Genomic DNA, 23072 nt, shown 5'->3' on the forward strand with positions numbered 1-23072 from the left:
CAGATTTCGAGCCATGATGGGTTTCGAGTTTGGCTAGGAGGCATAGCATAGCAGGCTCCAGGAGACTCAAGGAGACTCAATAGGAGGCTCAGACTTTTGAATACTCTTCCCTTTTCGGACTCGATGGCTGGGCTAGCGGCTACCAACTTCCAACATCTCCCCAAGACCGAGCGCGATCGCCTGCTGCGAGGCGAGATTTTGATTACGCCGCATCCCATTGACCTGTGGGGCACGGGCGTGACGGCACAGATGCACCTGCCCCTGTCGCCCGACTGCGCCTGGAGCCAGTTGACCCAATATCCCCGCTGGGTAGAGTACTTTCCAGACATCTCCCAGAGCCAGGTCTTGCACGAATGTGCCGAGTCGCGCATGAAAACGCTGTTTCAGGCGGCCAGCAAGACGTTTCTGATGCTGTCGGTGCAGGTGGAGGTGTATTTGAACGTGATCGAGCGGATGCAGGGCGATCGCCGTCAGATTCGCTTTCAGAAGGAACGGGGCAGTTTTAAGCACTTTCTGGCGGAGTTGGTGATCGAGCCGCTGGGCTTTGGCGCGCTGCTTTCCTATAGCGTTGAGGCCGCGCCCTCGCTCCCCATTCCGGCCCCGCTGATTCAGGAGGCCGTGCGTCTCGACCTGCCGCGCAATATGCAGCAAATGCGGCGGGTGCTGTGTGGCGATGTCCGGGGCGGGGCGTTGGGCGATCGCCCGGCCGCCTAGCTCTAGCCCATGTGCTACGTTTGGGAAGTTGGATATGAAACAGTTCCCGCACAGACCCCAATATTCCTAGATATTTCTCAACCTTCCTGAACCATGCCCTGGACTCTTCCCAAGATTTTCCCCGCACTGACGGTTTTGAGCGCCCTCGCGCTGCCCAGTCTGGCTCTCCGACCCGGATTTGCAGCCGATCCGCCCTCGCCCCAGCGCAGCAACGCCCTGCAACGCCTGGAGCAAATGTTTTCGCCGGAAATCCAGTCCACCATTGGAGCCTGTCTGGAGCAGGGCAAGGTCGATGTGGCCGCCGGGCCGACCAGCAGCGGCGCGGTGCGCTGTGGCGATGGGTCAACAACCAGCGTTCCCTATGCTGCCTATGTCGCCACCGTGTCGGACGTGCTGACGGCCAGCAGCCTGGTTGGGTTTCGGGCAGTTTTGCAGTCCAATTCGGGCGTGTCTCCGGAGATGCTGCGGATGTTTGTGAACAGCCCCCAGGGTGGAATCGTGCTGCGTCAGGCCGTGCAAACTGCAATTACCCAGAGCGAACTGCTGCCTGCCACGGCGACCGCATCTACCGACATCCTCACCGATGCCGTCCTGACGCGGCTATTGCCCAGCCTGCAAGACCCCACAACGCTTGACACGCTGCTGGGCACCCCAGAGCAATATAGCCAGGTGGTGCGGGAGTTTTGCACGGCTCCGGGGATGTCGGTCGAACAGGCGAAATCGCGCTTGCCGCTGAATGAACTCCAGCTTTATGCCATTTGCATTCAGGAGTCGGGCGTGGCCGACGAAGTGCTGCGGCTTGGCGGCCGATAGGGCTTGGAGGCTGGGTAGACAAGCATGACGGTGGTGTTGACCAATGACGACGGGATTGACGCACCGGGGCTGTTGGCATTGCAGCGGGCGCTGGATCAGAAGTGCGTGATTGTCGCACCGCAGCAGCCCTATTCAGGCTGTAGCCATCAGGTGACGAGCGATCGCCCAATTTCGGTGGAGAGGCGATCGCCCCACGCCTTTGCCGTCGGCGGTACGCCCGCAGATTGCACCCGTCTTGCCCTGCGGCATCTCTGCCCAGAGGGATCGCTGGTGCTATCAGGGGTGAATGCAGGTGGCAACTTGGGCGCAGATATCTATGTATCGGGGACGGTGGCAGCCGTACGCGAGGCGGCGCTGCATCGCGTTCCGGGCATTGCCTTTTCGCAATACAAGCGGCGCGGGCTGGAGATCGACTGGGAGATGTCTACGCGACTGGTGCGGCTGGTGCTGGATCGCTTGCTAAATGCTCGCACGCTGCCGGGAACGTTTTGGAATGTGAACCTGCCCCACCTGGAACCGGGCGCACCCGACCCCACGCTAGTATTTTGCCCGCTCTGTACACAGCCCTTGCCGACGGATTATCGCATAGAGGGCGACACGTTCATTTACGCAGGTAACTACAACCAGCGCCAGCGCGATACAGGTGCAGATGTGGACGTGTGCTTTGCAGGCAATATCGCCATTACGCAGCTCCGGCTGTGGGAAGGGTGATGGCGATTTTAGAATTTAGATTGGCGATTTTGGATTGGGACAGGATGCAGGCTAATTGGAATGTTCTTTCCAGATTGCAGGATCTTGTATAAAGCAACCTCCAGGGTTTCAACCGGCCAGCCCAGATTTCGACAGACCAAAAATTCTAGCTTTCCGGGTTTGGAGACGACGAGACTATTCAGCAGCAGGCTGACGGCTTCATGAACATTTTGACCAAAAACATACTTATCGGGAGCATGAATGTTGACAATTTTCCCGTGCTTGACCTTCGGCGAAACCGGCGTTGGTGGGATTGAGCCATTTGAGCGCGACTACTCACATACACCCCAAATCCATTGAGATGAACGTTTTGGCTTCCAATCATGCCAATGATCATCCAGCAAAGTGTTTGCAGATGGCGAGCATCCTGCCACTGAATGTCACATAGACGCAGAAAATCACTCAACGCATCATACATTCAACGCATCATAAAGACGGGAAGTAGGTGACATTGATTTGACTATTTTGTAGTTACTTCTCAGCTAAATCAAGCTCTGCTTCCCTCCTGGCTTTCGTTCCAGCTTTAACCTGTTTTGTCAGTCAAGCAGGTCCAATGTCTTTGCTTTTTGACATAGAGTTATCTTATCTTTCGGGATTGTGGGGCGATCGCGCTGGAGATCTGCATGAAAGGGTTCATCGCTGGCTAGCGCTCTCTTTTTACGCAATCTCTCTGGAGGAAACAAGCCCCCATGTTTACCATCCGCTTTAGAACCGTCAACTATCGCCCCGATCGCCTGGTCACGTTGCGAAATAACATCGACGGCTGGGACAAAGACCTCCCTGGCATCTACGACGGCGGCGAATGGCGGTTTGAACTGCCCGAAGCCCGGTATCCCAACGGTCTCACGTTCAAGTTTGTGCTGGAGCGCACCTACTGGATGACCGGAGCCGATCGGTTTATTCAGCCCCAAGCAGGCAGCAACTTTTTCTATCAAGAGCCGGATATCCAGTTTCCGCCGATTCAGGAAATGGTGGTGGAAAATGGGCACGTCCAGCAGATGTTCTTTCCGCCCAACCTGGACGAGGCGCACCTGTTTGACGTGATTGTGATTGGCTCTGGCATTGGCGGCGGCATCCTAGCGGATCAGCTTTCAAACCGGGGAATGGACGTGCTGGTGCTGGAGGCGGGCAGCTACCTATTTCCCACCCACACCGCCAACCTGCCGCGCCAGCACCGCATTGGTCAGTTTGACAAGCACGTCTGGAGCCTCTACGACGAATTCAAAGTCACCAATTACGCCAACGGCTATGGCTCTCAGTTCGACGGTGGGCAAGCCTTTAGCCTGGGTGGGCGATCGCTCTTTTGGGGCGGGCTGATTCCGCGCATGACCACCTGGGAAATGGAGTCCTGGCCCCGTAGCGTCCGCTGGTTCCTAGAAGACGGCGGCTATCAAAAGGCCGAAGACCTGATGAACCGCGTGCCCTTGCCCCCCACGCCCTATCGCCGCCGGGTCAAGCGCTTTTTGCAGCAGACCCTCGACCAATTCAACCACTTCGATGCGCCAATGGCGGTGCAATATTCCAACACGCAAGACCTAAGCACCATTCCCACGGGCATGTTTTCCACGGCGGATTTGCTGATGGAGTCGATGCTGACCAATGGCCCCCAAGGCAACCAAAACCTTTCGATCAACCTCAACCATCCCGTGGTGCGGGTGGAAACGGCGGGCACATCGGTGACGCAGGTGGTTGCCTACGACCTGATTGCTCAGCAAGAGCGCCGCTATCAGGCAAAGCAGGTGGTGCTTGCCGCAGGGACGATCGAAAGCGCCAAAATCGCCCAACTCAGCAGGCTCAGCGACCCAAACGGCAAAATCGGCGTTGGCATCACCGACCATCCCATTTTCTTCACGCATTTTGTCCTGCCTGCCACCGCAGAACTTTACGACCCCACGTCTTCCAGCAAGGTGCTGTGTCAGTATCGCGAAGGGCCCAATCCGTTCAACATTGTTCTGGAGTTTGGGGCCGACTTTAACCAGGGGCGCTATGTAGATCTGGAACTGCTGGAGCGACATCGGCGCGAGCGGGGCAACGTCATGCTCTGCGAAATCGTGTTTTTGCTGGATGCGCCGCTGATGGAGCAAAATACTGTGCAGCAGTTGGGCCCGTCCTACGTCAGACCTGTGGTGCAGATGCAGCCCTGCCCGGTGGAGGGGGCGCTGTTTGCCGAGATGAATCGGCTCAAAGATCAGCTGATTGCCGCGCTGGGAGGACAGCCGCTAGTGGGCAACGACCTCAGCCTCAAGCCCGCCGGACTGGGCGGCGTTGCCCATGAAGTTGGCACGCTGCGAATGAGTGGCGAAACACAGGATGGTATAGCGCTCAACGATGGCGTGGTGGATACCAACCTCAAGTTTCTGGGGTACGACAATCTCTATGTTTGCGATCTGTCGGTGTTTCCCTCATCGCCCGCCGCCAACCCAACGCTGACGCTGGCAGCAATGGCCATCCGTTTGGCGGAGCATCTGAAGCAGGTGACGCTGGTTTAGCGATTCGAGTTGGAGACTTAATACAGTTGGGAACGAAAAGCGGGACAGCCAGGCACAGCGCCTCAAACCATCCCGCTTTTCAGCTTTATCGCGAATCCTCGAATTGGGGAGGCAGGGAGGGCGATCGCCCCCACTCATCGCTTCACCCCTTGCCAGAACAGCAGTCTAGCTTGCCTTCTCAACTTCTTTCGTTTCCAGCTTCACCGCAGGCGTAGAGCCAGCATTCAGCGTCTTAGCAGCTTCCTTCTCAGCAAAGTAGCGGTTTAGGAAGGTGCTGGCGAAGGTGAGTACCACGGGCCCCAGCAGGAAGGCCAGCAGCCCACTGACCGCAAATCCAGGCACAAACAGCGATGCCAGCCAGAAGCAGAACCCATTGACCACAAAGCCAAATAGGCCCAGCGTCAGGAAGTTAATCGGCAGCGACAGCAGCGACAGCACAGGCTTTACCAGCGTATTCACCACACCAATCGACACCCCAGCGAGTAGGGCAGCGGGAAAGTTCGCCAAAGTCACCCCTGGCACTACGATGTCTACCACCAGCAGGCTCAGGGCTGTAATCAGAGTCGTCAACAAGTATCCCAACATAGCAGTTCCATCCAGGTTGAATCAAAACAACTTGAAGCCTTCATCGAATCTGTGAACCGTCGTTTCACTAATGCTTTTTGTTATCTCATACATCCTGCGATCGCAATAGTTCAACAGGATGAATCACTAAACAGATAACTGGCGTAGATAACCATTGACTAGTGAACGTTTGATTCACTCCATTCACGTCACTTCATCCCATAGATTCAGTATAGTACCGATTAATTTCACACTAAAGCACCTGTCTTTATGGACATCTCTACTCAACTGATTTAGAAAATACGACCTGTTTTAAATTACACGCGGTCAAAATTTATGCTTATCGCCCTTAACTCTCTGCGCTCCGCCTGTCGAGCAAAGCTCAAAAAGCTTTCCAGTCAAGCAGTTTAGAGTTTTTTGGGCGATCGCTCGATGAATCTCGACAGATATTAAAACCCCACTTAAAACTCCACAATGTAAAACTCAGCACATTCATCATTCGCAGCCGAACTGCCAAAAAGGGTAATTTCCGACCTTCGACATACCTTTGACATAAGAGAATACTGACCTTCTATTTCTTGTCCATTTCTAAAGAAATAGAAAAGAAATAGAAACGAATAAGCACGAAATCAATGAATGTGATCTCCGTAACATTCAGGTTCGGATTTTACCCACTAAATCTACTTTTGGAATCGTTTCCAAAGATAATAGTTCGCTACTATAGAAAAGTACAGTTCACTGCACCTGTTGTTCAAAGTTCTTTAGATTTCTGAAGTCTTGAACTTGGCTCTAAAATCATGGGCCACAGGTTCATACAACTGCTCTAGCAACGTTCCCGTTTCCCTTGATTGAGTAGGTGGCTTATGAAATTAGTACGCATTCTCCTATCGGTTCTGCTGCCCCCCGTCGGCGTGTATCTGACCTATGGCTTCAGCTCCACGCTACTGATCAATATCCTGTTGACGCTTCTAGGCTTTGTGCCGGGTGCAATTCACGGACTCTGGGCCGTGATGAAGCATGAGGAAAAGCTAAATCAGGAAGTGTAGTCGAACGCAAGAGTAGCGTTGGGTGATTGGAGTGATTGGAGTGTTGGAGGGCTAGAGCAAGTTGCTGAAGCGATTTTGCGCCTCCGTCACTCCGTCGCTTTCTAGCTGCACTTTACTAATCGCACCGAATTGCACCGAATTGCACCGTCTGCCTGCATCTCGTCTGATTGCAACTTCTGATCGCCCCAGTTAATTACTCCAGTTCGCGCTCATCCCAGCAGTTCGCGCTCTGCGATGACGGTTTCGGCGCGGGCGATCGCCCATTGCACGCTGCGGGCTGCACCGGGCGCAACGCAGAGCGCGGTGATTCCGCAGCGCACCCATTCTTCTACCAAATCAAGGTGCTGACCGGGCAATTCGCCGCAGAGGGTGCAGGGAATGCCGAGGTGGCGAGCCGTCTGAACCAAGTGCCGGATAGCACGCTGCACAGCAGGGTGGCGCGGCGGAAACGCCTCGGAGAAGTGCGGCAGGTCGCGATCGGCCGCCAGCAGCAGTTGCGCTAGGTCATTGCTGCCAATGGCGATGCCCTGCACCCCTGCTTGCACTAGCTCCGGCAGCAAGAACAGCACCGATGGCACCTCTGCCATGATCCAAAGCTGAAAGTCGGGGGTATCCCCTAGCCCGGTCGCCAGCGCCCGCTGACGGCAAAAGCGCACCTCTTCGACCCCGCGCACAAAGGGCAAAATGAGTCGAAGATTGACATAGCCAGCTTGCTGCACCTGTCGCAGCGCCAAAAGCTCCGCGTCAAACCAGGCGGGGCTGTTTTTGTAGCTAAAGGCACCGTGCATTCCCAGGGTTGGGTTTGGCTCCGGAGAACCGGGCTGGGAACTGGAGAAAGCACCCAGCAAGTCCTGCGATCGCACGTCGAGCGACCGATAAAACACCGGGCGGGGCGCAAAGGCGGCGGCAACGGGAAGGATTTTTTGGGCGATCGCCTCTGCCACTTCCTTGGCCGCTTCCTTGCCGAATTCTGCCGGAAACGGGCCAGTCCAGTTTGCGGATATCGCGGATATCTCAGCTATCTCTATCTCAGCTTGAGGAATCGGCGGAATCGTTCTCCCGCGGTTGGTCTGGCTCGCCAATTGATGCAACAGCGGCATCAGCAGATGCTCTGCCCGCAGCAGCCCAACCCCCTCGCTGGGCAAGTTTGCGATCGCATCGAGATCGGCAGCCTGCCCCAACGCCAGCAGCAGTTGCGTGCGGGTGCGGGGCGGCGGGGGGTCGGTCGCTGGAGAATCCAGTCCAACCCTAGACACTGGAGCCATGTCTGGGGCAATTTCTGGAACCCTGTCTAGGGATATTTCTGGAGATATTCCTGGGGATACTTCTGGGGATACTTCTGGGGATATTTCTGGATGGAGTGCCCCCCGCCCCCCCTCTGGCGAAGTTCGCAGGCGATGCACCAAGCCGCGATCGCCATCTACCGTTACCCATTCGCCTGTCCGCAAGATCTGCGTCGCCCCCGCTACGCCCACCACTGCCGGAATCCCCATTTCCCGCGCCAAAATTGCGCCGTGACTGGTCATGCCACCCTGCTCTGTCACAATGCCACCCGCCCGCTGCACCAGCCCCAGCCACCTCGGTGGCACATGCGACATCACCAGCAGTTGCCCTGCTGGAAAGTCTGGCGGCACCTGGCTCAGATCCTCCACCACCCAGACCTGAGCCGAAACCTGACCCGTTGCTGCTGCCAGCCCACGCAATGGCAATGGTTCAGTCGCCGGAGCATTATTCGCCGGAGCGTTATTCGCCGGAGCATTATTCGCTGGAGCGTTATTCACCGGAACCGTTGCGATAGCGGATGACCCCGGAGCCGCCGCCACCGAACGAGGAAACAGCACATTGAGCTGAGTCAGTTGAAACTGAGGCGGTTCACTGGACTCAAGCGGCCCCAGCATCCACTCTAGATCGACGCTGCTGCCAAGGGTTTGCTGAACCTGGCGCGACAGTGCGAGCAATGTCTGAAGTTGCGCTTCGCTCAGGCTGGGCTGCTGCTGTTGGGACGGTTCTAGCAGTTCGATCCGCAAACCCGAAACAGAACTCCGCAGGCCATTGTGGGCAGAAGCAGACGACTCCTGACACAGCCGATAGCAATAGGGCTTGGGATGCACCTGCCGAACCACCGGAAGCAGGTTTCGAGGGGCAGGCTCCGCTGCGGCAGGTTCCTGGCTGGCTGGAGGCATGTGGATGGCAGGGGGATGAGTGAACAAAAAGCGGTCGGGAGCCAGTTCTCCCCACGCTAGAGCGGCCCCCAGCCCCCAAATCGACTGAGTTTCGCAGCTTGTTGGACTCACGCAAGCCGTTCCCGCAGCGATCGCATCCTGAATCGGCTGCACCAGCACGCCCAGATGAAGCTGATGAAGCTGGAGGCGCGATCGCTGCCAGACGAATAGGCTTTTGGCCCGAAACAAATCTGCCCACACCAGCCGCAACGCCAGGGCGATCGCCCCTCGACTTGCCTCACAAATTTGCGACCCCAATAGCCCCCGCATCCGCCCGCTAAAGGTCGGGTCGAGTCCTGCCGCCAGACCGAGCGACGGTCGCAAAACGACCATCGGCGACTGCCACTGCTGCGCTCGCGCCTCGACCTCCGCCAGCCAGTCGTCCCAGAGCGGCCCAGAGAGGATGGACTGACGGATCTTTTGGGCGATCGCCTGAAGCTGCTGCGGCCGATCGACATCCACATGCAGCGACGAATCCGGCAAATCCGCAAATAGCGGCTCCTGCCAGTCCAAACTTGACAGAAACTGCCGCAGCACTCGCGCCCCTACCACAAACCCCGGCACGACAGGAAATCCCCGCTGCTCCAGCAGTCCTAAATAATAGGCTTTGTCTCCGACCTCTGTTCGGTCAGCCGGCTGGATCTGCCCCAACCCGTAGAGGTCTTTGAGTGCGTCCCCATGCATACGCCGTCGCCATTTGAGATGAGTAGTTGCGAAAAAGGCTTGGTAGAGGGGTCTGTCAACCTATTTAAGACGGGTTACTTAAGACGGGTTACTTAAGCGAGTGATTTAAGACAAGTGATTTAAGACGGGTGATCTAGAACGCGGATGAGACTGCGTTCCCGTGTTTCTTAACATCTTTTCATCATACGCTCTGAATTCGCTCTGGATAGACTGGTGCAAAAATTCTCGCAATCCCTTAACTTTCAGACAGGAATAGGGCGCATGGGTCGGGCTAAAATTGATAAGCACAAATCCATTGATAAATACTACGTTTAATCCAAGTCCCGGTTTAATCCAAGTCCCGAACGCTAACCCCGGCGGCGGTTCGCAGTCCCATCGCATCCCATGAAGCATACTATCTCTGTGTTGGTCGAAGATGAAGCGGGCGTGTTGACCCGGATTGCGGGCCTGTTTGCCCGACGGGGGTTCAACATCGAAAGTTTGGCGGTTGGCCCGGCGGAACAGTCTGGCATTTCGCGGATCACGATGGTCGTCCCCGGAGACGACTCGATTATCGAGCAGTTGACCAAGCAGCTATACAAGCTGGTCAATGTCCTCAAAGTGCAGGATATTACCGAAACGCCCTGCGTCGAGCGAGAGCTAATGCTGCTCAAGGTCAACGCCACTAGCGTCACCCGGTCAGAAATTATTGAACTGTCGCAGATTTTCCGAGCGCGGGTGGTGGACGTGGGCGAAGACTCGCTGACGCTAGAAGTGGTGGGCGATCCCGGCAAAATGGTGGCGATCGTGCAGCAGCTTGGTCGTTTTGGCATCCGCGAAGTGGCCCGCACGGGCAAGATTGCGCTGGTGCGCGAGTCGGGTGTGAATACCGAGTTTCTCAAGCTCCAGTCGATGGAAGCGCGGGTCTAGCGGTCGTTTTGCTAGGTTGACGAGCGTTGCAGCCGAATGACAGACTGCCAAACGAACTAGCTTGGGTGCCCCAGCGCACCGAAGACGGTTCTTTTACTTTTTTTTCGGAAGCGTTTGGCGAAGCGTTTCACAGTCGGCTGGGGGCACGAGCCGAGGCGTTTGAAAAGTTTGCCCAGGTGACGCGGCTGGCGGCGTTGGCCCGGCAGTTTACGGAATCCGATTCGCCGCCGATCCGCCTGCTCGACGTGTGCTACGGGCTGGGGTACAACACGGCCGCTGCGCTGGAAACGGTGTGGGCAGAAAATCCGACCTGTCGAGTGGAGGCGATCGCCCTAGAGCTAGACCCGACTGTTCCCCAGGCAGCGATCGCCCCGGATCTACTCGCCGCCTGGTCGCCCCCGGTGCAAAACGTGCTGAGGGCGATCGCCCAAAAGTCCGAATTCCAAGATTTCCAACTCAGCGCCCGCCTGCTGATCGGCGACGCACGACAGACCATTCGGCAGGTGGTGGCACAACACTTCCAGGCGGACGCAATCTTCTTTGACCCGTTTTCGCCGCGCCGCTGCCCCCAGTTGTGGACGGTGGAGTTTTTCGCGCAGGTGGCGACATGCCTCAGTCCGACGGGAGTTCTAGCCACCTATTCGCGTTCGGCCTCGGTGCGGGCGGCAATGCAGGCAGCGGGACTACACCTTGGCAATATTCCTCTGCCCGCCGGAGCCGCACGCCGACCCCACGAATGGTCCCAGGGCACGGTGGCCGCCTGGTCGTCCGATGGCTTGCTGCCCCTCTCGCCAATGGAGCAAGAGCATCTGCACACCCGCGCCGCCGTGCCCTACCGCGACCCCAGCCTCAGCGACAGCGCCGCCGCCATCCTGACGCGACATCAGCAAGAGCAACAGCAGGCTCCGCTGGAATCAACCACAAGCTGGCGGCGGCGATGGGGCATTGTCTAGGAATTTTCCAGGCATCTTCCAGGCATTTTCCAGGCATTTTTCAGGCGTGTCACACCCGAAAAATGCCCCTTTTGCCTACTTCTTGAAGGCCGCAAGCCCAGGATACTGAGCGCGATCGCCCAGATCTTCCTCAATCCGCAGAAGCTGGTTATATTTCGACAGGCGCTCGCCCCGGCAGGGTGCGCCCGTTTTCATCTGACCCGCATTGGTTGCAACGGCCAGGTCAGCAATGAAGTCGTCCGGAGTTTCGCCAGAGCGGTGGCTGATCATGACTGTGTAGTCAGCACTTCGAGACAGCTCAATGGCATCTAGCGTTTCTGTGACGCTGCCGATCTGGTTGACCTTGATCAATGACGAGTTGCCTACGCCGTCGGCGATCGCCTGCTTGATGATGGTGGGATTGGTCACAAAGGCATCATCGCCGACTAGCCGAATCTTGTCGCCCAGACGCTTGGTGAGTTCCTTCCAGCCTTCCCAATCTTGCTCACCCAGACCGTCCTCTAGAGACACGATGGGATACTGCGCTACCCAGCTTTCCCACATCGCAATCAGGTCTTCTGTGGTGCGGATGGCCTTGTCGGACTTGAAGTTGATGTAGGTGCCGTCCTCCTGCCACATCTCGCTAACGGCGGGATCGAGCGCCAGCGCAATGTCGTCACCGGGCTTTAGGCCCACCTTCGTAATGGCTTCTAGAATCAAATCCACCGCCTCGACATTTGCCTTCAGGTTGGGCGCAAAGCCGCCTTCGTCCCCAACGCCCGTGCTATAGCCCTTGCCCTTGAGGATCGACTTGAGGGCGTGATAGGTTTCTGCCCCCATTTCCAGCGCCGTGCGGAAATTGGGGGCACCCACAGGCGCAATCATAAACTCCTGAAAGTCTACGCTGTTGTCGGCGTGGGCCCCGCCGTTTAGCACATTGAAGCAGGGCACAGGAAGCAGCACAGCGGCTTCACCGCCCAGATAGCGATAGAGGGGCAGGTTTGCCGAATCGGCCGCGGCCCGCGCCACCGCCATCGACACGCCCAGGATGGCATTCGCGCCCAGATTGCTCTTGTACTCGGTGCCGTCCATATCCAGCATGGTCTGGTCGATCGCCTTCTGATCCGACGCATCGGCTCCCTTGAGCTTGTCGGCGATCGCCCCGTTCACGTTTGCCACCGCCTTCAGCACGCCCTTGCCCCCATAGCGGCCCTTGTCCCCGTCGCGCAGTTCCAGGGCCTCACGGGTTCCCGTCGAAGCGCCAGAAGGCACTGCCGCCCGCCCAAAGCCGCCATCGTCCAGCGTCACGTCTACTTCTACCGTCGGGTTGCCGCGAGAGTCGAGAATTTCGCGGGCTTTAATGGATGCGATCGCCGCCATGATGATTAATCCTCAAATAATTTCGTGAATTCGCAATTCGTAAATGGACGTGAAGGTTACACGTTGCGCTTCCCATAGCATTGAACCAGAAGAAGCCGAATTTCTCTCAAAGCTTTTGGAGTGTTTTAATCTGCTCAGGACCTATGCACTGGCAATAAACTTTCTGGGTCTTGGGCGATTTCTCGCGGGCGCAGCCTGCGAGAAATCGCCCAACTGCGTAAGTCCTACTGCTGTGAAACGGTGCAAAAACTAGCGCCTAGTCTAAGCCAGAGCGCTGAGTTTGCCATGTTGTGAAAGATACGAGTCAGAAAGGTCTAAGCTTCGTCCAAACGGTCGCTGGCGGCGGCCCCGCCCGGAAAGACTTGCCGACCCCTTCAGCGTTTGATGCTGGATCGACCGCCCGCTAGAGCGTGAAGGTAAAGTCCTCCACCAGCGCACCGGGAACCCACATTCCGCCGAGGCGACGGCGCTCATAGGTGTCCACAGTGGCGATAAATTCAATTTGCTGCGTCAGGGCAATCAGGTTGTCGCCGAGGCAGCGATAGAGGCTTTCGTCAAAGCGGAGGTTTTCAATCGGGGCCACAATCTCGCCTTGCTCCACCCAAAAGCAGGCGTAGCGGGTCATGCCCGTGATGCGGCCGGTTGGGCGATCGCTCCAGTTCAGGTAATGCAGATTAGACAGGTACAGCCCCGTCTCCAGCGCCGTCAGCACGTCGGCAGCAGGCAGACTGCCGGGACACACTTCGGGCGATCGCAGCGATTCGGCGCTGTTTGCCCCATTGGCGGTTTTGCCATATTCCTTAGCGGTGCGCGAGTTGACCAGCGTGTTAACAAGCTTGCCCTGGTCGATAATCGTCAACTCCATTGGGGCAATTTCGCCCAGGTGGTTGAACCGGGGCACCAGACCAGAGGCAAAGTTTTCGCGCAGGGTGAATTGAGAAGACAGCGTGCGATCGCCCCGCTGCAACGCGCCCAGGGCACTTTCGCCCTGCTGGAGCGATGCCTCACTGACCCCGCCCCAGGAGAACATCGCCACAATATCAGCCAGCGCCGCCGGAGCCAGATAAACCCGATAGCCGCCTTTGGGAATGGGTTTGGGGGTGAGGGCGAGGCGCTCAAGCTGCTGTTTGGAATCCGCCAGTTTGGCGGCGTAGGCAGCCGCATCCCACTCGCTGCCTGCTAGGGTGCCCTTCACAGCCTGCCCGTCGGCGGTAAACAGCGAATAATCCAGCGAGAAGGAGTCCGTGGCGAACCAGTGCCGCTGCCCCACCGAGTCGGCGTAGGCTTGCAGCATTCGCCCACCCGCGTAGATGCCCGTAAAGTCCAGCCCATCGACCTCCGGCAGCACAGCATCCACCACGGCATTTGGATCGAGCAGGCAACCGTGATGCACGTCGCGGCTGGTGGCATCGCCCGACGGCAACACTTGATAGGGATCGATCGGCAAATGAGGCAGGTCGGCCCGCAGGTCGGCCAGCGCATCGGCGGCGATCGCCCAGTCTGTGTCCCAATTGCCCGTCAGCGGAAACCGCCAGGACGCAGTGCGCTGGTTTGCCATCAGCGTCAGCCCCACTTGGCAATCCACAATGCCGCCCGTCTGCCGCACGCGGGCGTGGTTAAACCGCACAAATTGGCTCTGTTCAGCATTTAGCCCCAGCGTGAACTGTTCCTCTGGCAATAGCCGCTCGGCGATCGCCGCTGCTAGGTCAGAAAACTCAGCTTCTAACGCATCTAGGGCGATCGCCGCTCCAGTTTCAGGTGTGGTTTCAGGTGTGGTTTCAAGGTTGAGATGCGTCACGTTAACCTCTAGCGTAGTACCGTCCAAGTTTGACCGTTTAACAGCCATTCAAAAGCCATCTAAAGGCCAACTGTTCAAAAGCCCTGCAAAATTGCTCATTCACGAAACTGTCCAACGTCAAATCAGCCACCGCCAAACACTTCCACCTCTTCAAAGGCACATACCGGAGAGCCGTGACCCACGCGAATCGCTTGGTTGGGTTCTCCTTTGCCGCAATAGGGCGTGCCGTAGATTTCCCAGGTTTCTGAATTACCAATGCGGCTCAGCCGATGCCAGAAGTCGAGCGTCGTGCCGCGATAGTTGGGATTTCGCAGCGTTTTGGTCAGCTTGCCGTTTTCGATGCGCTTGGCATATTCGCAGCCAAACTGAAACTTGTAGCGCTGATCGTCGATAGACCAGGAGCGGTTTGCCTCCATATACACGCCCTCTTCGATGTCGGCGATAATCGCGGCGGGCGAATCTTCTCCTGGCTCTAGGTTCAAATTGGCCATGCGGTCGATGGGTGGGCGGTTCCAGGACGAGGCACGGGCACAAGACACCCCCGGAACCCCCAGCCGCGCCTGACTTTCCAGGCTGCCTAGCCCCCGCTGCAACACGCCTTCACGAATCAGGTATTCCCGACTGGCGGGTGCGCCCGTGTCGTCAAATCGGTAGCTGGCAAATTCATTCGGCACGGCAGGGTTAAAGGTAACATTCATCAGCCGGGAGCCATAGGAGAGGCTGCCAAAGTCTGACGGCTTCACGAAGCTGCCGCCCGCGTAGTTGCGCTCATCCCCCAGAATGCGGTCTAGCTCTAGCGGATGGCCAACGCTTTCGTGAATTTGCAACATCATCTGGTCGGGAGCGAGGACGAGCGTGGTGCGGGTGGTGGGGCATTCCTCGGCCGTCAGCAGTTCGACCGTCTGCTGGCCAATGTGCTGGGCGCGGCTCCAAAGCTGGTCATCTAGAAATAGCTCCCAGCCGCCCTGATAGCAGTGCGCCAGGTGGCCGTTGTTGCTGCGCTGCTGCACGATGGGGCCGTCTTGGGCGATCGCCCCATAGTGCGTTTCAATCAGTGACAACTGCTGATACACCTCAGAGCCGTTGCTGCTGACAAACCAGGAATCCACGGTTTCGTGACGGGCAACGGCGAGCGTCTGCACAATTTGCTCCGAAACCTTCAGCGTCTTGCAGAGGCGCACAAGCAGCTCGTTGATCTCTCCTGGCGAGAGGGCATTCAGCGGCTTTTGAAACGGCGAGGCATATTGCCCCACCACTTTGGGACGAATGGCGGGCGTAGCGGGATAAATGCCCCAGCGGCTGGCGACGATCGCCTGCTGATAGGCGGTTTTAGCGGCCGCGCGGATCTGTTCCGGCTGAAAGGAATTGACTGCTCCATAGCCAATCTGCCCCTGCGCCATGACCTCCACCATCACGCCCTGATTCAGCGACTTGGCATTGCCCTCTGGCAGCCCATCGCGGACATAGCAACTGGCAGCGGTTTCCCTGACTGCCCGGAGTCCAATCCAGTCTGCATCCAGGTCTAGGGTAGAGAGCAGATGTTGCAGATCAGAAATCATAGAATTGTCAGGGTTTCAGGATTCATTAGGATTGATGCAGTCAAGGGACAGAAGGCTCGACCCGCGCCGAAATGCCCCGCTGCCCAGCGAACCATTTAGACAGCCTAGAGGGGAAGGAAAGCGTCTGGCTGCATATCTGACAGCATATCTGACTGCATAGTAGCTGAATTTTCTAGCTGAATGTTTCTCAGCCCACACCTGGGTTCAGCACAGCAAGATTCATGTAATTTCTCGCACCAGCATGGCTCGATTCGTCAAGCCCTTACGAAGAACCTTAAGGTCTTCTGCGGATTTCACCCTGCCACCTCAGTATAAGATGTAGAAACACGTGAGAAATTGATACTCACAAGCCTCTCTCGACTACAGAGTTTGGTTAGGGCAACAACCCTGGAGCCAGCCAAGTCCTGAGGTCAAACCAGCAGATTAAGGCTGTTTTGACCAGTCGCACACAGCTATTCAAGGTTCGATGCCGAGTTCGGTTTGGGTGCTTCTACTGGTGGCAGAGCGATGGCTCTGATCATCTGTTGTAAATGACCGCGATTTGGGATTGAAGATTATCAAGGAAGCAGCCCATGCAAAAGGTTCTGTGTATTCTGGGTGAGTTGAGCGATCGCGATATTGACTGGCTCGTGCAGGTCGGTCGCAAGCAACAGGTGCCCGCGGGCAGCGTCCTGATTTACGAGGGGCATCCGGTAGACACGCTCTATATCTTGTTGGATGGGACGCTGGTGGTGTCGATTTCGGCGCTGGACGGCCGACAGATCGCTCGCCTATCGAGTGGCGAGCTGGTGGGAGAAATGTCGTTTATCGACTCGCGCCCACCTTCGGCGACGGTGCAAACGCTGGAAGATTCTACGGTGCTGGCGATTCCTCGCGCCCAACTCGCCGAAAAGCTCCAGCAGGATGAAGGCTTTGGCTGCCGTTTTTATCGAGCGCTGGCGATTTTGCTGTCGCAGCGACTGCGGGGCACGGTGAAGCAGCTAGGCGACGAGGGCGCAAAACCCACCGCCAACGGTCATGTTTCCCAGGAAGACGGCGTGGCGATCGCCCAACTGCGGTTCGAGCGCCTGCTGAATCAGCTTCAGGTTCAGTCAGCGGGGCAGACCTAAGAACCGCTCATTTGCGCCAGCAGATTACGAATCAACTTGGCATCTCTGGCGGTGGGAACCTGGTCAAGATAGGCTTCTAGATCCAGCGATGCCTCCGGCCAGCGACCCAGGTGATAGTACAAAATGCCGCGATCGCGCTGTTCTTGGGGCGCATCGGGAAACAGCATCAGGATACGTTCGACCATAGAGAGCGATCGCGGCAGATCTTCCTGGTTCAAATAAATCATCTTTAGATTGGTCAGCATCCGCGCCAAAAACTGACGATTGCTGACTGGCTGCAAAAACTCTGGGCGCAGTTCCACAGACCGCCCATACACCTGGCTCAGCCGCTCCTGACAGTCCTCAGCAAACATCACTGCACCCTGATGAAATGGGTCGATCAGTATATCCATATCTGCCACGGTCGGGCGAATTAGAAAGTGACCGGGCATCCCCACACCCGCCATCGGGAAGCCAACTCGTTTTGCAACTTCCAGATACACCAGCGACAGCGTAATCGGAATGCCCCGCCGCCGCTCAATTACGTCATTCAGGTAGCTGTTGCGCGGGTCATAATATTGCGCGGCATTGCCCACATAGCCCAGGTCTTCGTATAGATAGCGGTTCAGCGCTTGGATGACCCGCAGCGGATAGCGTTCGGGTGGCAAGCGCTCTTCAACCTCTGCGGCCATCACGTCCAGCGCGTTGAGATATTCTTCCGGGTCGAGCGGGGGATATTCTTCTTGTGCGATATACAGTGCGGCCCGTGCCAAGTCGATGGCTTCATCGGGCTGGTGAATCTCTTGGTAGAACCGCTGTCGCGCTGGCGGGAAATCCATAGGGCAACGCCGGGAAGGTCACATTTGGGCTAATGCGTCACTGGGCTAATGCATCACTGGGCTAATGCGTCACTAGCCACTCTAGGCGGGCTTTTGCCAGATCCAGGTTATCGAACACCTGGGGATTGTGGTGGTCGGGCGATTCATCATCGGGCACGTTGGGCGAGTCGCCCCCATAGCCCAATCGGCTGACCGTCGTTCGCAGGCGATCGCTCAAAAAGGCCGCCAGCGCCCGATAGAAGTTAGACGAAAAGGCGACATCTTGCGACAGTTTAGCCGTCAACTGCATCCGGGGAATTGACCAAACCACCGAATTTTCAACCGCTCTCACCGTCGCTGTGGGCGGGCGCGAGTCGATGAAGGAAATTTCCCCCAACACCTCACCAGAGGACAGCACAGCAATGGGGCGATCGCCATCTGGCGAAGCCACCGACACCACAAATCGCCCACTCAGCACCACATACAGCGCGTCGATCGGCTGTCCTTCAGAAATCAGCACCGATCCCTTGGGCACGCCCTGCCGCTTCCCTGCCTGCAATAGCCACTCAAAGTCGCGATCGCTAATTGCCGCCAGTAGATATAACGCTTTTTTCATACCCTTCAGTTTCTAATAGAATCCTGTTAAAAATTAACCTCAGGACTTACGCACTTGCGATAAGTTTTTTGGATTTTGAACGATTTTTCACGGGCGACACCTCGAAAAATCGTTCCACTTCGTGAGTCCTAAACCTGTTGAACGAACGAATAAACCCGTTTTCAGCCATATTCCCTCAGCATAGCGACTTTGGGGAATTTCTTTGGGGAATTTCTTCGGGGAATTTTTCTGGAGATTTTCTTTGGGCGATTCCCTAATGCGATGCCGAATATCGCTGAATATCGCCGAATATCATAGGGGCGGCGTTTGCACAGGCGGGCGCACCCGCTGCACCAGCGTAAATCCCTCTGCCTGCCCCAAAACCCGTTTCTGGGGCAATTCCAAAGACTTCAGCGCCGCCTCGTCTAGCAGTAGATAAACCTGCGGTTCGTTCGTCCATAGCTTTTGCAGCCGCTCGGCATTGGCCGGCAAAACCCGGCGATCGCTATAAAACTCCAAAGACGGGCGGCGATCGCCATAGGAGCTATAAACCGTTTCTCCAGCCGGGGTGTGCGATCGCACCAGCGCCGCCACAGGCTGAACCGGAAACGCCTCCGCCAACTCCCATAGCCAGTGGGGAGTCAGCATGAGCAGCAGCAGCGACAGGTACATCCCCCAGATCAGCACGCCGATAAACTGCGGATTTTGCCGCCTTACCAGCATCGCCGCCACCGTGAGCGCCGCCGCCAGCGTAGCCATCACAATCCCCACATCCACCTCGCGCGGCTGCTGAATCCATCCCAGATACACCGCCCCAATCCAGCCCAACAGCCCCAGCCCGCCCAAAACTTGCCACCAGAGAGGCGAATAGCCCTCTCCTGGCATTTGCCGCACGCCCACCTGCCGTCCCTCCCGCCACAGGTCAGCCAGTTTGCCCCCCACCAGCAGCGCCAGCGCCGGATACAGCGGCAGCACGTACCACGGCAGCTTAGTAGACATGAGGGAAATGGCGGCAAAATAGAGACCGCTCCACACCAGCGCCAGCTTTGCCCAGCCAAAAATCAGATTATTCTGCGCTAGGCGAATCCCCGCTGGCAAAAACACCACCCACGGCACGCCATACTTCACAATTTCTAGGAGGTAATACCAGGGCGGGCCGTCATTTTGCTCGACGGGCTTCCAGATGCGGCTGGCGGACTGCTGCACCAGGTTTCGCCCCAGAAACTCCCTGCCATAGTGCCCCCACTGGGCTGCATACCAGAAGGCGACCGGAGCGCTGCCCAGGGCAATACCCGCCCACAGATAGGGCTGCTGCAACAGACGCGGCGTGTCCCAAATCAAGAAAACGAGCAGAATACTCCCCAGCAGCAGCCCTAGCATCAGTCCTTTGGTCAGGCAAATCAGCCCCAAGCTGAGGCCGATCCCCAGGGCAAAGCGCGTGTCTCGACGCGATCGCAGTCCGCACCACACCAGCAGCAGCAGCCAGCACAGCACCGCCCCGTCCAGCATTGCCAGCCGACCGTTGCGAACAACGGGCAGCCAGGTAAGATACACCAGCGCCGACAGCAGCGAGGGCAAGCGACCAGGAAACAGTTCGCGCCCAATGGCGTACAGCAGCGGAACCGAAAGCGCGGTCAGGATCGCCCCCGGCAGCCGAGAAGTCCACTCATTAACCCCGCCGATGCCATAGGCGATCGCCATCAGGCAGTGCATCAGCGGCGGCTTATTCAGGTAGGGTTCACCGCCCAGAGTCGGAAACAGCCAGGCCCGCGCTTCTGGGGGCGATCGCCAAATCTCCCGCGCCACTTGTGCGACGGTGCCTTCGTCCCAATCGCGCAGCGGCACGCTACCCAGGTTGACCGTCATCAGCAGCAGCGCCACAATGAGCAGCGCAGTTATCCATACCCAATCTTGCCGGATGGGATAGGCACTGGCTTTGGCACCGGAGTGGCTCAGAATAGACATGCCAGCATTATCGCAACATTGGCACGCCCTCGGACACCGAGATTGTCCCAAATCGGAACAGGACTTACGCACTTGCGATAAGCTCTCTGGGTGTTGGGCAATTTCTCGCGGGCTGCGCCCGCGAGAAATTGCCCAACTGCGTAAGTCCTACGGAAATTCCAGACAGGCGGGGCTTGCAAAACGCTGCTGGCTCCGGGTTACAAACGGGTTACAAACGGACTACACAACGGCGCTATACAGGCTTAGTCAGCGCCTCCAGGGTCATCGGCTGGCGGCGGCGAGCCATCACGCGGGCTGGGTCAATTTGCACAGAGGCTTCTGCTAGGGGCAGCACTCGCGATTCCTGAGTTTGCACGTTCACCTGGTACACCCGCTGGTGGGTATGGTCCAGCCCGGTGAGCCAGCCGCTGCGGGGATGGTAGGCTCCAGTGTCGATATCAAGCCAGCCCTGCCCTTGGGCGATCGCCCCTGGCGGCACGTTGGGCAACGTAAAGGTAATCGTGTGCCCAGTAATAATGAGCTTGTCGGGGAAATAGGGACGGGTCATGCTATGAAACTCGTCGCGCACCCAGCAATATTCTTGGGCAGTATGGTCGGCGACGGACAGGGCGGGGTGCATTCCTGCATGAGACAGCCAGATGTCGCCCAAGTCGAGGTGGGTGGGGAGCGATCGCATCCAGGTCACATGTTCCATCAGCAGGTCGTCAGATTTGCCATAGCTCTGCATCGTGGTCTGTCCACCGCTAAATAGCCACGCCTGTAGCGCCTGATAGGAGAGCTTGCCGTGGGGCATGACCTCTAGCAGCATTTGCTCGTGGTTTCCCAGCAGCGAAACGTAGCCCTGCCGCCGCACAAAGGAAACCACCTGCGCGCTTTTGGGCCCTCGATCGATCAGATCTCCAAGAAAGTAGACCTGATCCCTTGCGTCTGGGGCGATCACCTCTAGCAGGCGCATCAAGCCATCATAGTGCCCGTGTACGTCTCCAATAAAAATGCGCCGATTGCCCACCGCAAACCTTCCTAATCTATTGGCTAGACCACCCAAAGCTCAAACCAAAGCTCGAATTTGCCTGATACGCCCTGACACACCCTGATGGCAATGCTGAACGCGCTGAACGCTAAGAACTCTTCGTTTTGACTCAGCATTCATCTGAATCCAAGCGATCAGCGAGGCAAAGCAAGGACTTCTAAAAACGCTCCATAAAGACAGATACAGCCTAAACCGATCTTCCTCCGGAGCCAGAAACACGCTCAGCAGATCAGCACTCCGCCCAGCCTTCGTACCACAGCGATTCACAGACTTAAACTAAACCAGAACTGAACCAGAGATGGGCAAGGAATTTTTGACCCGCTCTGATGAGTGAGGCTGCTATCAGAGCGATACCCAGCGCATCCCAAATGGGTGGAAAATGGGGGTATTTCTTTCATTATGCCCAGAGAGGCTAATCTTTCGCCGCGATCGCCCGTGAATTTTTTGACAAGTTCCCATGAAGCTTGCCCAGTGATTTCCAGAGGCGCTACTGACTCAGGGCCCGCAAAAACCGCTGCAACTCCGCAAACAACCCCCGATTGGGGACGGGCGAACTGGGTTCCTGCCCCATCGCTCGCAGCAGAATCGTATCTAGCGCTTCTCCAGCAGGGCGCTGCGCCTCTTCAGCCACAAGCTGATACGTCTCGTCCTGCTCTAGCCAAACCTGCCACAGTGCGGGATACGCGCGAAACACGGCGGCGTTCTCTAGCGGACGAATCGAGTAGCAGGGCTGGAACTGGTTCAGGAATCGCTCCCGGAGTTGCCGTCCGGCATAGCCAATGCCGATGGTTGCTACATCCTCTAGCCGGGGGTTGAAGAACACCACCGGGCGATCGCCCGCCTGCTGACACAGCGCCTCGACCTTCCCCACCTCCACCGAAGACGGCTGAATAAAGAGAATCAGCGTTTCCTCCGGCTGAATCTCGGTTTTTACATCCTCAATGCCACGAACCGCGTAGGGCACCTCGCCCCAGTCGCGCCGGGCCAGGGCAGCCGCCCCTGCATCGGGGAAAAACACCCGTAGCCCGCTGCCTCGTTCTGCAAAACCGGCCACAAACGCTTGCGCCACAGGCATCATAGGCAATTCGGGAAACAATAGCTCTACCTGAAGGCGAGTCAGCCCATCGGCGATCGCGGCTTCGGTCGATTGCACCGCTTGGGCGATCGCCTCGTCTAGAGAATCTGGAAGCTGGGTCATAGGTTGCTTTAGAAACAAGTCGGTTGCTTTAGAAACACAATGTGCGACTTTCTAATCTACCCTCATCCCCCACCCCCTTCTCCCAAGTCAGGAGAAGGGGAGCAAAAGAGGCTCGAAGCCCCTCTCCCGCTCTGGGAGCAGGCTTAAAGCCTTCGGCATACCAGAAAAGGGTGAGGAGGACGGCAAAGTTGCACATCCCGCCTTAGAAACAAGTTCAGATCAACGCAGGAACGATCTAGCGAATCAAAGCCAATCAATGCCGATCCAAGCCAATCAACAAAATGAACATATACGAAAATTCACAAAATCGTTGGCAGAAGCCCCAGTGTATAGCGAAAGCGATGGCAAGTGGTAGTCAGCGGACGGTGAAAGATCTGTCCCTGTCCCGTCCCGAAATCTCTCCTAAGCTGATGAAAAGGTAACTGAAGGGATGGGCATTCTCCGTCTGGCGACAGTTTTATTGAGTCTTAAGGCTTCTTTAAGATTTACGTGGTGGAGGATGTGTGCGCCAAGGCTAT

At 57.1% G+C, this 23072-nt stretch carries 18 protein-coding genes; 8 read left to right on the forward strand and 10 right to left on the reverse strand.

Going from position 1 to position 23072, the window contains the following annotated elements; genetic code table 11:
* The first annotated feature begins 96 nt into the window (after nucleotides 1-96).
* From HPC62_RS00380 to HPC62_RS00395, 4 genes are all read left to right on the forward strand, one after another.
* The gene (locus tag HPC62_RS00380; RefSeq protein ID WP_225906784.1) at nucleotides 97-714 is read left to right on the forward strand and encodes an SRPBCC family protein; all 618 of its coding nucleotides are present in this window, start codon (nucleotides 97-99) and stop codon (nucleotides 712-714) included.
* Nucleotides 715-807: 93 nt separating this feature from the next.
* A complete protein-coding gene (locus tag HPC62_RS00385; RefSeq protein ID WP_172353262.1) occupies nucleotides 808-1527 on the forward strand; it encodes a hypothetical protein in 720 nt (239 codons plus the stop codon).
* Nucleotides 1528-1551: 24 nt separating this feature from the next.
* Complete coding sequence (gene surE / locus HPC62_RS00390; protein WP_172353263.1) at nucleotides 1552-2238, forward strand: 5'/3'-nucleotidase SurE; 687 nt, start codon at nucleotides 1552-1554, stop codon at nucleotides 2236-2238.
* Nucleotides 2239-2966: 728 nt separating this feature from the next.
* The gene (locus tag HPC62_RS00395) at nucleotides 2967-4766 is read left to right on the forward strand and encodes a GMC oxidoreductase (protein WP_172353264.1); all 1800 of its coding nucleotides are present in this window, start codon (nucleotides 2967-2969) and stop codon (nucleotides 4764-4766) included.
* A 165-nt stretch (nucleotides 4767-4931) separates the two neighbouring features.
* Here HPC62_RS00395 and HPC62_RS00400 read toward each other — a convergent pair whose 3' ends face one another.
* Nucleotides 4932-5351 (reverse strand): phage holin family protein, encoded by a 420-nt coding sequence (locus HPC62_RS00400; protein WP_172353265.1) that lies wholly within the window; start codon nucleotides 5349-5351, stop codon nucleotides 4932-4934.
* 842 nt (nucleotides 5352-6193) lie between these two features.
* On the opposite strand from HPC62_RS00400, the gene HPC62_RS00405 reads away from it, so the two are divergent.
* A complete protein-coding gene (locus HPC62_RS00405; RefSeq protein ID WP_068508908.1) occupies nucleotides 6194-6376 on the forward strand; it encodes a YqaE/Pmp3 family membrane protein in 183 nt (60 codons plus the stop codon).
* Nucleotides 6377-6585: 209 nt separating this feature from the next.
* Here HPC62_RS00405 and HPC62_RS00410 read toward each other — a convergent pair whose 3' ends face one another.
* The gene (locus HPC62_RS00410; protein WP_172353266.1) at nucleotides 6586-9282 is read right to left on the reverse strand and encodes a putative PEP-binding protein; all 2697 of its coding nucleotides are present in this window, start codon (nucleotides 9280-9282) and stop codon (nucleotides 6586-6588) included.
* Between the two features lie 384 nt (nucleotides 9283-9666).
* On the opposite strand from HPC62_RS00410, the gene ilvN reads away from it, so the two are divergent.
* Both ilvN and HPC62_RS00420 read left to right on the forward strand, forming a co-directional pair.
* Entirely contained in the window at nucleotides 9667-10191 is a 525-nt protein-coding gene (gene ilvN / locus HPC62_RS00415) for an acetolactate synthase small subunit (protein ID WP_172353267.1), read from the forward strand.
* A gap of 65 nt (nucleotides 10192-10256) precedes the next feature.
* Nucleotides 10257-11144 (forward strand): tRNA (5-methylaminomethyl-2-thiouridine)(34)-methyltransferase MnmD, encoded by an 888-nt coding sequence (locus HPC62_RS00420; protein WP_228721679.1) that lies wholly within the window; start codon nucleotides 10257-10259, stop codon nucleotides 11142-11144.
* Nucleotides 11145-11219: 75 nt separating this feature from the next.
* Here HPC62_RS00420 and eno read toward each other — a convergent pair whose 3' ends face one another.
* From eno to HPC62_RS00435, 3 genes are all read right to left on the reverse strand, one after another.
* The gene (gene eno / locus HPC62_RS00425) at nucleotides 11220-12503 is read right to left on the reverse strand and encodes a phosphopyruvate hydratase (RefSeq protein WP_172353268.1); all 1284 of its coding nucleotides are present in this window, start codon (nucleotides 12501-12503) and stop codon (nucleotides 11220-11222) included.
* Between the two features lie 403 nt (nucleotides 12504-12906).
* Nucleotides 12907-14244: a TldD/PmbA family protein gene (locus tag HPC62_RS00430; RefSeq protein ID WP_390820400.1), complete on the reverse strand. Its 1338-nt coding sequence runs from the start codon at nucleotides 14242-14244 to the stop codon at nucleotides 12907-12909.
* Between the two features lie 179 nt (nucleotides 14245-14423).
* Nucleotides 14424-15860, reverse strand: a complete 1437-nt coding sequence (locus HPC62_RS00435; RefSeq protein ID WP_172353270.1) for a TldD/PmbA family protein — start codon at nucleotides 15858-15860, stop codon at nucleotides 14424-14426.
* A gap of 572 nt (nucleotides 15861-16432) precedes the next feature.
* Between HPC62_RS00435 and HPC62_RS00440 the strand changes: the two genes are divergently transcribed.
* A complete protein-coding gene (locus HPC62_RS00440; protein WP_172353271.1) occupies nucleotides 16433-16969 on the forward strand; it encodes a cyclic nucleotide-binding domain-containing protein in 537 nt (178 codons plus the stop codon).
* Here HPC62_RS00440 and HPC62_RS00445 read toward each other — a convergent pair.
* The 5 genes from HPC62_RS00445 to HPC62_RS00465 all read right to left on the reverse strand — a co-directional run bounded on the left by HPC62_RS00445 (nucleotide 16966) and on the right by HPC62_RS00465 (nucleotide 22554).
* Nucleotides 16966-17787, reverse strand: coding sequence for a SirB1 family protein (locus HPC62_RS00445; protein WP_172353272.1), 822 nt, complete (start codon nucleotides 17785-17787; stop codon nucleotides 16966-16968). The two genes, HPC62_RS00440 and HPC62_RS00445, sit on opposite strands and share 4 nt — an antisense overlap.
* A 61-nt stretch (nucleotides 17788-17848) precedes the next feature.
* Entirely contained in the window at nucleotides 17849-18382 is a 534-nt protein-coding gene (locus tag HPC62_RS00450) for a cyclic nucleotide-binding domain-containing protein (protein ID WP_172353273.1), read from the reverse strand.
* A gap of 291 nt (nucleotides 18383-18673) precedes the next feature.
* Nucleotides 18674-20326 (reverse strand): ArnT family glycosyltransferase, encoded by a 1653-nt coding sequence (locus HPC62_RS00455; protein WP_172353274.1) that lies wholly within the window; start codon nucleotides 20324-20326, stop codon nucleotides 18674-18676.
* A gap of 232 nt (nucleotides 20327-20558) precedes the next feature.
* The gene (locus HPC62_RS00460; RefSeq protein ID WP_172353275.1) at nucleotides 20559-21335 is read right to left on the reverse strand and encodes a metallophosphoesterase family protein; all 777 of its coding nucleotides are present in this window, start codon (nucleotides 21333-21335) and stop codon (nucleotides 20559-20561) included.
* A 508-nt stretch (nucleotides 21336-21843) separates the two neighbouring features.
* Complete coding sequence (locus HPC62_RS00465) at nucleotides 21844-22554, reverse strand: DUF1995 family protein (protein WP_172353276.1); 711 nt, start codon at nucleotides 22552-22554, stop codon at nucleotides 21844-21846.
* Nucleotides 22555-23072: the final 518 nt, after the last annotated feature.

The sequence above is a fragment of the Thermoleptolyngbya sichuanensis A183 genome (assembly GCF_013177315.1).
Taxonomy (GTDB): Bacteria; Cyanobacteriota; Cyanobacteriia; order Elainellales; family Elainellaceae; genus Thermoleptolyngbya; species Thermoleptolyngbya sichuanensis.